At 57.0% G+C, this 14,152-nt stretch carries 12 protein-coding genes; 6 read left to right on the forward strand and 6 right to left on the reverse strand.

Annotated features, from left to right (window positions below; genetic code table 11):
- Positions 1-531 (reverse strand): MFS transporter (locus tag VNX88_22355; protein ID HWY71426.1); only part of this gene is annotated, 531 nt, incomplete at its 3' end.
- Positions 532-807: 276 nt separating this feature from the next.
- Positions 808-2,664 (reverse strand): winged helix-turn-helix domain-containing protein, encoded by a 1,857-nt coding sequence (locus tag VNX88_22360; GenBank protein HWY71427.1) that lies wholly within the window; start codon positions 2,662-2,664, stop codon positions 808-810.
- 255 nt (positions 2,665-2,919) lie between these two features.
- Between VNX88_22360 and VNX88_22365 the strand changes: the two genes are divergently transcribed.
- From VNX88_22365 to VNX88_22375, 3 genes are all read left to right on the forward strand, one after another.
- Positions 2,920-4,293, forward strand: coding sequence for a vanadium-dependent haloperoxidase (locus VNX88_22365; protein HWY71428.1), 1,374 nt, complete (start codon positions 2,920-2,922; stop codon positions 4,291-4,293).
- Between the two features lie 128 nt (positions 4,294-4,421).
- A complete protein-coding gene (locus tag VNX88_22370; protein HWY71429.1) occupies positions 4,422-5,432 on the forward strand; it encodes a hypothetical protein in 1,011 nt (336 codons plus the stop codon).
- 789 nt (positions 5,433-6,221) lie between these two features.
- Positions 6,222-7,973 (forward strand): alkaline phosphatase family protein, encoded by a 1,752-nt coding sequence (locus VNX88_22375; protein ID HWY71430.1) that lies wholly within the window; start codon positions 6,222-6,224, stop codon positions 7,971-7,973.
- Positions 7,974-8,151: 178 nt separating this feature from the next.
- On the opposite strand, the gene VNX88_22380 is transcribed toward VNX88_22375, so the two are convergent.
- Complete coding sequence (locus tag VNX88_22380) at positions 8,152-8,454, reverse strand: hypothetical protein (GenBank protein ID HWY71431.1); 303 nt, start codon at positions 8,452-8,454, stop codon at positions 8,152-8,154.
- Positions 8,455-8,633: 179 nt separating this feature from the next.
- On the opposite strand from VNX88_22380, the gene VNX88_22385 reads away from it, so the two are divergent.
- Both VNX88_22385 and msrA read left to right on the forward strand, forming a co-directional pair.
- Positions 8,634-8,912, forward strand: coding sequence for a hypothetical protein (locus tag VNX88_22385; protein HWY71432.1), 279 nt, complete (start codon positions 8,634-8,636; stop codon positions 8,910-8,912).
- Positions 8,890-9,570 carry a peptide-methionine (S)-S-oxide reductase MsrA gene (gene msrA, locus VNX88_22390; GenBank protein ID HWY71433.1) on the forward strand — a complete coding sequence of 227 codons (681 nt, stop codon included), beginning with the start codon at positions 8,890-8,892 and terminating at the stop codon, positions 9,568-9,570. The genes VNX88_22385 and msrA overlap by 23 nt, the downstream gene beginning before the upstream one ends.
- Before the next feature lie 206 nt (positions 9,571-9,776).
- On the opposite strand, the gene VNX88_22395 is transcribed toward msrA, so the two are convergent.
- Positions 9,777-10,019: a hypothetical protein gene (locus tag VNX88_22395; protein HWY71434.1), complete on the reverse strand. Its 243-nt coding sequence runs from the start codon at positions 10,017-10,019 to the stop codon at positions 9,777-9,779.
- Positions 10,020-10,105: 86 nt separating this feature from the next.
- The gene (locus tag VNX88_22400) at positions 10,106-11,914 is read right to left on the reverse strand and encodes a SpoIVB peptidase S55 domain-containing protein (protein ID HWY71435.1); all 1,809 of its coding nucleotides are present in this window, start codon (positions 11,912-11,914) and stop codon (positions 10,106-10,108) included.
- A gap of 167 nt (positions 11,915-12,081) precedes the next feature.
- Here VNX88_22400 and VNX88_22405 point away from each other — a divergent pair, with 167 nt between their 5' ends.
- A complete protein-coding gene (locus VNX88_22405; protein ID HWY71436.1) occupies positions 12,082-13,266 on the forward strand; it encodes a VWA domain-containing protein in 1,185 nt (394 codons plus the stop codon).
- A 105-nt stretch (positions 13,267-13,371) separates the two neighbouring features.
- On the opposite strand, the gene VNX88_22410 is transcribed toward VNX88_22405, so the two are convergent.
- Positions 13,372-14,100, reverse strand: a complete 729-nt coding sequence (locus tag VNX88_22410) for a ZIP family metal transporter (protein HWY71437.1) — start codon at positions 14,098-14,100, stop codon at positions 13,372-13,374.
- Between the last annotated feature and the right edge of the window lie 52 nt (positions 14,101-14,152).

Below are 14,152 nucleotides of genomic sequence, written 5' to 3' on the forward strand. Positions count from 1 at the left end.
GCGCCAGTGAAGATACCCGACGATGAGACCTCCGGCGATGGGTCCGAGCATGGGCGCCACTAGGGCTGGTATAGAAACAAAGCTCATGGTGCGCAGAAGATCTGACTTGGCAAATGTTCGCACCAGGGTGAGCCGGCCCACCGGCACCATCATCGCGCCGCCGCAACCTTGCAGGATGCGACAGGCAACCAGCAAGTGGATGTTGCTTGATATTCCGCATAGAAAGGACCCGAGAGTGAATAGACCAATCGCAGATGCGAATACACGACGGGTTCCGAACCGGTCCGCCATCCAGCCACTGATTGGGATGAAGACCGCTAGGCTGAGCGTATAGCTCGCCAGCACCGCCTTCATGCTAAGGGGAGCGACGCCGAGGGCGGAAGAAATCGCGGGAACGGCCGTATTGAGAATCGTTGTATCCAGCGACTCCATAAAAAAGGCGACAGCAACGAGCCACGGTAGGAGCCGTTTGGAGGCCTCTGAGGGATCGGATGAAGATGGAGGCGCGATCAACGGGCCGGCTCGGTTCATATGTAGGAAACGGCGGGAGGCTTCTTCACCTCGAACATGTTAGCGGATGTGTCCGACCCATGGTTTCTTATGTACGGGGTTCCGCTAATAGCTAACCCCGGTTAGTCGGACAACTGGAAGCTATCCAGAAACGGGCTTCTCGGAAGTTGGCCGGATTTGTACCGGGAAGCCGGGCTTATGGGAAGTGATCACGATTGGTTCCGGTTGACGAGCAATTCGGGCACAACCCCGATACGGCCGCTAGATAGCACCTTGGCTCTCGTCGAGGCCGGGGGGCTACAGCGGCAGGCCCATGCGTCGCAGCAGGTCGGCGTAGCGAGGGTCGGAACGCAAGCCATCAAAATCATGCTCGGCTTTGATCCAAGTCAGCCAGATGTCGCGCTCTGCATACGCTTTGTCCAGATAGCGGAAGGCCTGCGTTTTATCACCCACGAGCGCATAGTAGTCGGCGATGCCGTAGGGAGAGACATATTCCCGATTTGAGCGTTCGATGTCACGATCCAACGTCTTCTTCCAATAACCTTTCCATCCCTTTGTCTGATAAGCCGCGTGCAGCGATTTGACCCAGTTTGGGCTGGTGCCTTCGAGGGCCATCATCTTCTCATATTGGGCCAAAGCTTCTTGCGGCATTCCCTTGTGGCGGTACGCCTCGCCCAGAAAAAGAATCGCGTCATGGTAGTTGGGGTTAATCCGCAGTGCCTTGTGTTCCTGCTCGATTGCCAGATCGTACTGTCCGGTGGCCAGATAGTAATATCCGAGATGATTGTTGGCTGCCACCGAGAGAGGGTCCAGCCTGAGATAGAGTTCGCTCTCCCTCCGAGATTCTTCGCTCCGGCCCATGTAAAGGACGAAGTGCGAGTACATATGGTGCGCGAGCGTGTCGCCGGGGTTCAGATCGATGGCTCGCTGGAATTCTTTTTCCGCTCCGGCCCAGTCCCAGTCCCCCAGGAACTTCACCTGGGCCAGCGCGGCATGGGCGTCGCTCAAGGTGTCGTCCAGTCGTAGGGCCTTCAGGGCGGCGGCGCGAGCTAACGGAATGGCCATCTTTGGATCCAAGTTGGGATTCCCAAAAACGTACGTATCGGCCAGCCCGGCGTAGGCCGGCGCGTAGTTCGGGTACTCGGCAATCGCTTCCTGAAAATTTTTGCGGGCCAGCGACACCGCGTCCGGCGTCCAGTTTTCGAAGGAGAGGCGTCCCCGGATGTATAGCCGATAAGCTTCGGGGTCAACGGGCTCGACGCGGGCCAGCCGGGCTCTTTCCTCTGGTGTCAGCTTGATTTTGATCTGGTCGGCGATGGCTTTCGCCACATCGCGCTGCAAGGCCAGCACGTCGGGAAGTTCGCGCTCGTAGCTCTCGGCCCAAAGATGCTCCTCCGGCGCCGCCCTGACTAATTGGGCCCGGATCCGCACCTTGTTTGTGGACCGCCCGACCGAGCCTTCCACTACCGCGTCTACATTAAGTTCCCGGGCAATCTCGGGTACCGTCTTGCGGGTGCCTTTGTAGTGCGCGGTCGACGTCCGGGAAATGACGCGCAGACTAGAGATCGAGGCCAAGTCCGTAATCAGTTCGTCCGTCATTCCATCTGCGAAATACTCCTGCCCCGGATCGCCAGAGAGGTTCTCCAGGGGTAGCACAGCCAGCGATGTGATGTGCAACGGACTTGTCGCCCGCCTCTTCTCCCAGGTCCAAATCCATGTACCCAGCAAGGCCACAACCAACGCAAACACGAAGAACTTGCCGAAGGGGCTCCTGGCTTTGAATCGCCCGGCCATTGCGGCCTCTTCCGGCTCCGTTTCAGTTAGTGCGTTTGGATTCTCGGTGCCGGAACCGCGTTCCCGGCCCTTGACTTCCGTGACCGGAGCCACAAACCGGTAGCCCCGACGGGGTACTGTTTCCACAAAGCGTGGACTCTCGGCGGAATCTCCCAGAGCCTCACGCAGCCGGTTGATGGCGGCATTGACGCTGTTATCGACGTCCACGAAAGTATCTGCCGGCCACAGCTGTTGCCGCAGTTGCTCCCGGGTAACGATCTCGCCGGCATGTTCCAGGAGAAATGCCAGGATCTGAAACGGCTGCTCCTGGAGCTTGATCTGCATCCCCTGCTTGCGGAGCTCGCGGGCATGTGTGTCCACTTCGAAGACTCCAAATCGGAACACACGCGCTGTTATGGGTGACAGCACCGGCCAAGAACCTCTTCATTTTTGGGGGGCAGCCAAGTTTATCCCAACTTGGAGATTTCGAGTGCGTGTAATGCCGCTTTGCAAGCTCCTGCCGGCAAAGAAGTTGACGCGTAAGAAACATTCAATTTCCAGACTATGGACGCTAGTCGGCCTTCAAGCGCACGGTCGCAAGCGTTGCTGGCGAACTCGGGCTGGGATGGAGGGTCTATGAAAACCAGTTACGCGATCAAGAAACGAGCCACTCAAACGTGGCAATGGGGCGTCCTTTGGCTATTTGCGCTTTGCCTGATGCTGAATACAGCCTCCGTCGCGCAGGACGCCGTCACGGAATGGAATCTTAACGCTGAAAAGGCGGTCCTCTCCAGTGCCATTAACTCAGACGCAGTGAGCACGGCGCGCGTCTATGTGCTGATGCACGCCGCCATCTTCGATGCCGTCAACGGCATTGAGCGGCGCTACACACCCTATCATGTGGACGTCGCAGCCCCACGCGGGGCTTCGCGGCGCGCAGCGGCCATCGAAGCCGCTTACACCACGTTGGTGGCTCTCTTCCCATCGCAAAAATCGACGCTGGATGCGGAGCTGGCATCCTCGCTGAATTCCCTTTCGGCTGATGATGAAGATTCGCAAGACAGCGAATCGATTGCTCGGGGGCTAGCTTGGGGGCAGCAAGTTGCCAACGACATTCTGGCCTGGCGCAGCGACGACGGATTCAACAAAGCATTGCCCCCGGTTACTGGGGGACTGGCGCCAGGACAATGGCGGCCAACTCCGCCCGCTTTCCAGTCTATGGCCCTCCCGCAAGTTGCGACCATGTTGCCATACGCGATTGCGTCACCATCACAGTTCCGTCCGGCGGGGCCTCCGGCCTTGAACAGCGCGCAATATGCGGCCAATTTCAACGAGACCAAGACGCTGGGAAGCGCCACCAGCTCGAGCCGAACAGCGGAACAGACGCTGATCGCGCGTTATTGGGCCGGAAACGCCTCCGTCTCCTGGAACCGCGTGGCCTCGTCGCTAGCCATCGCCCACCACACGACGCTGTCGGAAAATTCGCGCTTATTCGCGCTGATGAATCTTGCCTTGGGCGACGCGACCGTCGCCGGGTGGGATTCCAAGCTCCACTTTTTGTCGTGGCGGCCGGTCACTGCCATTCCTCTTGCAGATAGCCTCAACCCGGATACCGCGGCAGATCCTAATTGGAAGCCCCTGTTGAACACCCCCCGCCATCCCGAGTACGTTTCCGCGCATTTGATTTTCAGCTCGGCTTCGGCGGGTGTGCTAGCGATCTACTTTGGCGACGACACGACCTTTTCTCTCGAAGCTGTCAGCCTGCCCGGAGTGTTCCGGACTTACAACAGCTTCTCTTCTGCGCTGGACGAAGTCACGCTGGCCCGAATTTACGCCGGCATTCATTTCCGCTCGGCCTGCGTGGATGGCAGGACCATAGGGACAGCGATCGCCCAGTATGTGACCGAGCATGTAGCTCAAGCGGACCATGGAGAAAAACGGGGACAAGTGAAACACGATCATCCTGAAGGCGAAGGCCTAAGTGTTGAGAACGCAGACCCGGATAATTGATACCCAACCTTTGATACCCAACCTTGAAGTTCGAGCAGGATGAGCGAGCCCCAAACGATGGTCCACAGGAAGCAGGCCTCCGAACTTAGCGAATGGTTACCTAAGAGAACCCTGTGGAGGGTAAAACAATGAAAGCAAGATTGCTTATTTATACGCTGTTGAGTGTTGTCCTCTTACATGGATGGTCAGGCGCCAGGGCGCAAACCTACACGGTTACCGACTTCGGCACGCTTGGCGGTACGAAGAGTCAGGCCAACGATATCAACAATCGCAGTCAGGTCGTGGGCAATTCGACCCTCCCTGGGGACACCGTTAGTCGCGCCTTCCTATGGCAAGACGGCGTGCTGGGCGACCTCGGTTCGCTCGGCGGCACGTTCACCACTGCCAACGCGATCAATAATCGCGGCGAAGCCGTTGGAGCATCAGAAACAACCGGCAATACGGCGCGTCATGCGGTTCTGTTCCGCGATGGCGAAACGGTAGATCTCGGCGCACTTCCTGGCAGCCAGTTCGGCACGGCCTTCGGCATTAGCCAGCGTGGCGAAATCTTTGGTGGTTCGACCATCACAGGTAGGGGTCCGTTCTTTCACGCAGTCCAATACAAGGATGGTGAGGTGGTTGACCTCGGCACGCTCGGCGGGCCAAGCAGCTTCGCTGGGTACGCGAATCATCATGGCCAATCGGCTGGAAGAGCGGACATTCCGAGTGGATCCTCGCGAGCGGTTATCTTCGGCGACGGGACGATCACGGATCTCGGAACGCTCCCGGGTGGCACATCTAGCACTGCGAGAGCCATCAACAATCGCGGCCAAGTTTCCGGGATATCGGATACCGCCAACGGCGAGCTTCATGCGTTCCTCTTAAGCGACGGCGTGATGACCGACCTCGGAACGCTCGGAGGCAAATTTAGCGATCCCTTCGGCCATTCGATCAACAATCGCGGTGAAGTTGTTGGCAAGTCGACCACCGCCAGCGGTCAAATGCACGCTTTCCTCTTCGCCGATGGCGTGTTGCGAGACCTCAATGACCTGATTCCCGCGGACTCCGGCTGGGTCCTGACCGCGGCTCAGGCAATAAATGATCATGGGCACATCGTCGGTTTTGGCGCCATCAACGGCCAACCCATGCCTTTCTTCTGACGCCTGATGACGATGACTGAAAGGAGCGAACATGAAGACGAAACACAAGATTCCACTCTGCGTTCATGATCTGGACTTCGGCTTTTCTCACGCTGGCTCTCGTCGATAGATACGCAAGCCGTGGTTTGCTACCCGGCACATAGACGTAAATCACACGCCCCCTAGAAGGGGCTCATTTGGCATTTTGTTTCGGGCCGCTCGCGATCACTCCCGTATCGTCGGCAACCCGGAAACTATCCAGAAACGGGCTTGTGGGAAGTTCTGGGAGGATGGTCGGCTACACGGAAGTTGGAATGTTCTCGTCCTTAGGCGGTTGGCCCACTCTTGTCCCGTTTCGGTTCCCGCATCGGACTTCCCGACATTTCATAAGTGCCATAATGGAAAACGAACAAAGCCTGGGCCGCCCGCCCGGTTGCCACTAGGGAACGGGGACAACGCTTGAATTCTACCTGCATCATCAGCGCACCCTTTTAAAAATCGCAAGACGGTGCGGCACCCGGCCGTCTTCCGCTCCAGACACTGTCATCCCTCACTCCGCAGCGAAGCCGTTTCTCGCGTCGATAATTTCAAGGCGGAGTGGGGGATCTGCTGTTTGTCGGTCGGGGAGCTCACAAAAGCAGATCCCCCGCGCAAAAAGCGCGCGAGGGATGACAGTGCATAAGGAGCGCCATCCCCCTGTCTCCCGGCTCCTGTGAAACACACTGTTCATGCAACCGTGATGCTGCAGAAATGATTCGGGCTTAGCTTCTTCTCGGTTACAAAACTCAGTTTCCCCAAGGAGAAGTGACGATGTCAAAGAAGTTAGCTTCAGTGTCTCTGCTTGGCATGCTGCTTGCTGTTCCGCTTGCTTTCGCCGTAGACGGTGATCGGGACGATGATCGTTCGAAGCACCTCAATGATCGTAAAGGGATTCGCCACGTGTTGCTCATCAGCATCGACGGCATGCACGCAGTGGATTACCAGAATTGCACCAAGGGTGGCTATTGTCCGAATTTGGCGGCGCTCGGCAAAACGGGCGTGAGCTACACAAACACGTCCACTTCCAAGCCGTCAGATTCGTTTCCTGGATTGATGGCGCTGGTCACGGGCGGCACACCGCGTCTGGTGGGTGCTTATTATGACGTTGCTTACGACCGCGTTCTCGCCCCACCGGCTACTACCACTGGAAACGGCAATCTCGCCGGACCCTGTGTTCCCGGCGTGCCCAACGGTACCACCACGGAATATGAAGAAGGCAACGATATCGATCAGAGCCTGCTGAACGGCGGCGCACCCGGAGCCAGCCTGATTGATGGTGGCGTAAATTCTCTCGATCCCACCACATTCCCACGGGATCCGTTTGCCGGATGCTCCCCGGTTTACCCGTGGAATTTCATCCGCGCGAACACGATCTACGGTGTGATCCATAAAGCCGGCGGCTACACCGCCTGGTCGGACAAGCATGCCGTTTATGCAGCGGTTTCGGGACCGACTGGCACCTCTGTCCCCAGCAATGTCGATGATTACTATGCTCCCGACGTCAACTCCAACATTATCGGGCTCTCCGGCTTGACCACAGCCGACGGCCTTGTCTGTTCCGTCGGCGGAAATGCTCCCGACAACAACGGCGGCGCCTGGACCGACAGCTTCCAGAACATCCGCTGCTACGACCAGCTCAAGGTGAACGCCACCCTTCATCAGATCGATGGCAAGACCCACCTTGGCGACAAGAATGCTCCTGTACCGAATATTCTGGGCATGAACTTCCAGGCAGTAAGCGTCGCGCAAAAGCTAATCGAAACCGTCGGTGGAGTGAAGGTGTTCGGCGGCTACCTTGATGCGGCTGCCACTCCCAGTCCCAGTCTCAAGACCAACATTACCTTCGTGGACGATGCCATCGGACAGATGACATCGGAACTGAAAAAGCAAGGGCTGTTGGAGAGCACGTTGTTCATCGTTACGGCCAAGCACGGCCAATCGCCCATCGATCCAACCAAGTTCCAGGAACTCGGCAAGGGCATCACCACTACTCCGGCCACTCTCCTGGCCAACGCGGGATTTTTTCCGCCTCCGCCGATTGGAGGTCAATCGGAGAATCCCAATACGCCAGGTGCAATCGGGCCAACCGAGGACGATATATCCCTGATGTGGCTGGGTACCGGCGCCGATACGAAGGCTGCAGTGGCCCTGCTGCAAGCGAATAGCAGCGCTATTCAGGCCGGCACGATCTTCTCTGGAGACTCATTAGAAGATATGTTCGACAAGCCCGGAATTCCCCCATTCGGCGATCCGCGCACGCCCGACATTATCGTGCAACCGGTCCCCGGCGTGATTTATACCGGGAGTCACAAGAAGCAGGAAGAACACGGAGGGTTTGCTCATGACGACACCAACGTGATGATCCTGCTATCCAATCCCAATTTGGGACCGAAGACGGTGAGCACGTTCGTGGAAACCAGACAGGTTGCTCCTACCATCCTGAAAGCGCTCGGCCTTAATCCCAATCGCCTGGACGCAGTGCGGAAGGAAGGTACGGAGGTCCTACCGGGTGTGGAGTTTTAATTTCAGATAGTCCGCTTCCTGTCATTCAGAGGACGGGTGACCCAGCTTCTCTCCGCAGGCCACCCGTCCGATCTGAGCATCGGCGCATACAGAACCACCTGCCGTCGCGGATGGTACAGTTGGTGTTGGGCCGCCCGCCACTCGTCCACAAATAGATCAGGGTATTCTTGTACTGCTACTACCTTTTTGTGCAGCCCTGATTATTCTTGCCTTGGACGCAAGTGGTGCCACCGGGCCCTTGGGCTACGCCTTTTCCATTCTTGGTCTTGGCTTTGGCACCGTTGGCGGTTTGAGTAGTTGTTACTCCGTTTTGATTCTTCTGGGCGACAGCAGCATTGCCCGTCCTCGGGTTGACGGCAGCGGCAGTCTGGCCATTCTTGCAAACCGTCTCACCGCGCCGGTTCTTGACGCAATCTTGAGAAGCTTGAGCAACGGTGCTCAAAGCAAGAAACACACACCCGATCAACACCAAACTTTTCATTTGCATCCTCATTTATTAAGGTTCTGTTCGACTAGACCGACGTGTCAAAAACGGTCTCCTGCCTCCGGCGGTGATTGAGGAACTCAATACTCACAATAATCTGCACTTACAATAAGTTGCGATTCGGCGTCACGCTACTGGCAGAAAGGGCAGCAGGCGCACACAAGTCGAGCTTCACTATGGGATATCTGATTGGGTTGATATTGGCCTTGACGGTGGCTGGCCTAGCCGCCGTTGTGGGCTTTGACCGCAAGCGTGTGTTCTATCCGACGCTGCTCATCGTAATTGCCTCATACGATGCGTTGTTTGCCGTGATGGGAGCCTCGTACTCCGCAATCTGGAAGCCCAGCGGGCAGGCAGAAGCGCGGTCCATCCACTTCGGTATCCTTCCTTCAAGAAGCGCTTATCATGAAGTAGAAAAGGATCTGCTTGCTTATGCTCTCCCGCTTGCTATGTAGTGCTGTGACTCTGGGAGTCACGGTTTCTCTTCTCTCCTGCACTGCCAATGCGGCTCCGAAAGCGCCGATTCCTGCGCCGACAGCCGACGCTTCGCTCACCGCGACTTCGGGCAAGCAGAGAGCGGTATTCTCTGGCGGCTGTTTTTGGGGAACTCAGTCGGTATTCCAAAGGGTGAAGGGCGTAATCAAGACAACGGCAGGATATGCCGGCGGCTCCGCATCGACCGCCACGTACGATCAGGTGACGACGGAGACAACCGGGCATGCCGAATCGGTGGAGGTTCAATACGATCCATCCAAGATCACTTATGGACAGTTGCTGCGTATCTTCTTTTCTGTGGCTCACGATCCCACGCAGCTCAACCGGCAGGGACCGGATGTGGGCACGTCGTATCGTTCCGCAATCTTTTATGCGAATGACGAGCAGCGGCGCATTGCTACCGCTTACATCGCGCAACTGGATGCTGCCAAGGTTTTTCCGAAGCCGATTGTCACCCAGGTGACGCCGCTGAAGGGCTTCTACCGCGCCGAGGACTACCACCAGGACTATGCGCTCCATCATCCTGACAATCCCTACATACTCGTCTGTGATCGTCCCAAGATCGGCGAGTTGAAAGAACAGTTTCCTGATTTGTTTGTGGAGTACAAGGGACATTGATCGGGGGCCGGGTTTTCACCACGGAGGCACGGAGTACACGGAGGGAGATTAAGAACAGGGGAGGACGGTCTGTGCGGGCGGTGGGGAGAACGTCTTGTTCCTTGATACTGGTGCTGCGCCCCAAAGACGGCTTTCCGGCGCCCCTTCGTGACCGGAAAGCGAGACTCAATCCGTGCGCCCAGTAGCAGAAGACAAAAGTGGCGTCATCAGGAACCCAGTTCGGCGATCTGGCGGTCTAGTTCAGCTAGCGCTTTCTCCAACATCTGGCGATGAGCTGGGTTGGTGGCCGAGTTGAGTTGCGATTGGACGCTCGTTCGGGATAGCAAGAGGCCGTCGAGTTTGCGCCGTCCCTCCATCTCCTCTGGGGTAAGGATTTGATTTTGGGCAGGCTCGCGTCTGGCTTCGGACTGTTGCTCTTCTACCGATTTGCTTTCAAAACCTCGTGCCATAAAAGCTCCTATTGGGGGAACTCCCGGCATTCGGTTCTACGTGCAGCCGAAGACGCAGCCCGCTGTGGCGGGCGTCTACCGAGAACCTACTTAATCTGAACTGTGAGAAGCTGCGCGCCTGAGACTACGTAGTCCATCGGCGTGGAAGTTTCGTCTACGGCGGACTCTCCGCTTACATACATGTCCTGGCCGCCGCGCATGCCCTGCATTACGTTCATCACCGACAGGGGAAGCGTCGGCATCACTTTGTCTTCAACCATCGCTTCGGGATTCGCCTCGAGAAGCGAGACGTACAGGTTGTTGTTGGCGTGCTCTTTATTGAGCAGATCGATGGTGGATCCGAGCTGCAGGGTGCGTCCGAAGGCGGAGGGTAACTTGCGGCTGCGGTCCAGTGTCTCGCTGTCGCTAACCAGAATTCGCAGTTGGCCTTTGGGTACGGACGTTGGAATCTTCACCGGAATCTGGCGAACGATGGGATCGCCGCGATACGGACGCAGTACGGCTTCGATAGTGATCTCATCCCCCGGACGCGCCTCAGTGACATCGGTGCGTGCGGTTTCCAGGCGCGCTGTGCGGCGTTCCGGAGTCACGTCGAAATTGAGATTCACGCCTTGGATTCCCGGTGTGGTGTAGGGGTTCTCGAAGATGCGTCCGAAGTGATCCCCAAGATTGAGCGCAGCGAGCACGGAACTGGGAGCGACGTCGCTCGAGCTGAACATGTTGTGCATGTGCACTGAGGGGAAACCGTTCACCGCGATGTCGCCATTCATGCGGTAAGTGACCTGATCGCCGTACTGATTCTGCGACTGCAGCGCCTGGTAAACCGCAGTCATCATGATCAGCGGCGTGAGTTTCGCGTTGTTCAGCACTGAAAAGTTCATCTGCTTCGGTTTACTGCCGCCATGAATCGTGACCGTTACGGGAATCATCTTCGAGGCTTCGCCGAAGCGTCCGAGGATTCCGCTGTGTCGGTCCTGGACGAAGGTGCCTACCTCGTCGGTAGTGTTGACGATCTTGTACGCGTAGTAGGGCGAGGCCAGCGTCGCGATCACATTGGCCTTAGTCATCGGCATGTCGACCATGCCGTACTGGGTGAGTGGATGTCCGCAGGCGAGCAGCCTCTGGGGATCGATATATGTAACTGTGCACGTCGCAGCGATATCGAGGTCGCCGCTCACGAGCACAGCGCTCACCGCCGAGCCGGGCTCGATGGGCTCAGGCTGGTGCTCGTTTGTTGCCGATCCCACTCCCATTACGGGAACAAGTCCGGCTTGCGCGAACTGCGATGCGAACTGGCGAATCGTACCTTCGCTGAACCCGCTGAAAACGAAAGGCGCTTCGATAGGCTGCATCAGCGATGCGAAGTTCTTCAGGTCACCATCGCCGGGGACGTCACTTCCCACCGACGTTTTGCCGATTGCTTTGGGTACTCGCGCCGCGCTCATGGGCTCAGGCTGCGTGCGATCGAGTGCGTCGATCTCGAGCATCTCCTCGATTGGCGTAATGCCGCAAATCGGCTCCTTGGAAAATTGCCCGATACGATACGAGATCGCGCCCACCAGCTTGCCGTCGATGTACACCGGGCTACCGCTCATGCCCGCGACTACGCCTGTGTACTCCACCTTTTGGCCATGGAGACGAGCAAGGATCAGATCGCTCTTGGGGCCATTGAGGTTGGGAAGAATGCCAAGGACTTCAACCTCCATGGGCTCGGGCTTCGTTCCTTCAAAGACGGTGTAAGCGACGCCACGCATTCCACGGTGGATTTCGCTGACCTTCAGGATCTCCGGAGCTACGCGAGGCGCCGAAACCGGAGTTGCTGATTGCGCAACCGCCATACTGCACACAAAAATTAAGACCGAAATCCGACCGAGGAAGGCGAAAATACTCTTCATACTTGACCTGCGAACGACTCGGCAACGAGGGATGGATTTAGCGGGACAGATTGGCCGGTGAAGGCCAAACACGCCCAATCCAGATGGTTTCCGGGTAGTTCGACATCTATACTAATACAGAGACTCAGCCAAACAATAGGCAAAGAGTCTGTAGGAAGGCACAGGAAATGTCCCTTAGCGGTACTAAGGTGGGGGGCTCGTGGCTCTCCAAAATCGTCATCATCGGCCTGTTCTGCCTCGCATTTGCAACATTCCCCAGCCCGGCGCAGAACTCCCAAGGTTCATCGCAGAACCCGCAGACCCAAACTCCCCCAGAGGCGGGAGGCCCACAGGGTGATATCGGCCCAATGGCCGTCCCCAAGAAGAAGCCAGAGGACGAAAAGCCGGTAGAGCGCGCTCCCAAGGTGAAGAACCCGGTGGAAATAGGCACGTTTTCCCTGAAAGTTGACGTGCCACTGGTGAACCTGCCTATCAATGTTGTCACCAACAACGGCCAGTTCATTCCTGGACTCAGGCAGGAGAACTTCAAGGTCCTGGAAGACGGTGTCCCCCAGAAGATCGACACCTTTTCCCAGCAGAACGACAAGCCAATCACTGCCGTAATGGTGATCGAGTTTGCCTCAAACAGTTACGCCTTCATGTACGACGCGCTCAATGCCGCGTATTCGTTTACTGGCCAGCTCAAGAAGGAAGACTGGATTGCAGTTGAATCGTACGACATGCAGACGCACCTGCTGGTGGACTTCACCCAGGACAAGAACCAGGTGATGGGGGCGCTGGGCCAGCTTAGGATTCCAGGTTTCAGCGAAACCAACCTCTTCGACGCCCTCTACGACACAGTGGATCGCCTCGAGGGAGTTGAAGGCCAAAAGTACATTGTCCTCATCTGCAATGGCATTGATACGTTCAGCAAGCTGAACTACGACAAGGTACTCAAGAAGCTTCAGGGCTCGAAGAACATCACCATCTTCTGCATCGGAACCGGGCAGGCTTTCAGGTTATACCTGGAGGGGCGCGGATACATGGGGCCGCTCGCCAACCTTGATTTCCTTCAGGCCGACAATCAGCTCAGAACATTCGCCAAGATGACCGGCGGCCGCGCGTACTTCCCCCGATTCACGGCGGAGTTCCCCGAAGACTTCGCTGATATTGCTTCGGACATCCGCAACCAGTACGTGATCTCATATCGCCCAAGCAACACCAAACAGGACGGCACCTGGCGGAAGGTGAAGGTCGAATTGGTGGATCCACAGAACGGGCAGCCACTCATCGTGCAGGATCAGCGCCGCAAGAAACTTAAATACGAAGTGATCGCACGAGATGGGTATAAGGCGAAGAACGAAGTGGAATAGCTCTTTATTCTTTTGTCATTCCGAAGCGAAGCGAGGAATCGCTACCGTACCCACGCATTCTCGTGTCAATAGGGATTCCTCGCTACGCTCGGAATGACAACCGCCTTACATCCTGAACCAATAATCCAGCACCAGCAGCACCGCGACTCCTACAAAAACCAGCAGCGCTACCTTGATCCCCGGCTCCTTGTTCACTTCGGGAATCAGATCCGACGCCGCTACGTACAGCGTCACGCCAGTCGACAGGGGCAGTCCCACGTGCAGCATGGGCGATAGTACGCGCATGGTAAGCACGCCGAGCAGAGTCGAAGCTCCGAGAATCACGGAGGAAATAAACGCCATGCGACGCGAGCGGCCGCTGGCTAGCATCACCGAGCCTACTGTGAATCCTTCGGGAATTTTGTGGAGAAACACCGCCAGAAAGATCAGCCAGCCGAGCCAGTTCGAAATTAGGAATCCCGATGCAATGGCTATGCCGTCGAAGAAGGTGTGTACGATTAGCCCGAGCAGTACGGAATAACTCTTGTGAGAGTGAAGGAATTCGCCCTCGTGAGTTTCTTCACCGAAGTGGAAGTGCATGGTAAGGGTGTGCTCGAAGAAGTGCACGAGAAAGTAGCCGAGCATGATGAACACCGGCGCGCGTTCGGGAGCAACGCGAAGGCTCTCGGGAAACATCTCCACCAGGGCAGTGGCGAGCATGAATCCCGAGCCTACTGCCATGAAGTAGCGCAGATAGCGCCGCTCCCAATGGCGCTGGATAATGATCAGCCCGCCAACTCCGTCGGCGAGCGCCGCGGTAAGCCCGAGGATGATGGTGAGCGCGAGCGGAGACATGTTTATGTAGCGGAACGGTGCATGGTAGAACGTCCGTCGCGGCGGACTGCGT

It is taken from the genome of Terriglobales bacterium (genome assembly GCA_035567895.1).
Taxonomy (GTDB): Bacteria; Acidobacteriota; Terriglobia; order Terriglobales; family Acidobacteriaceae; genus Gp1-AA112.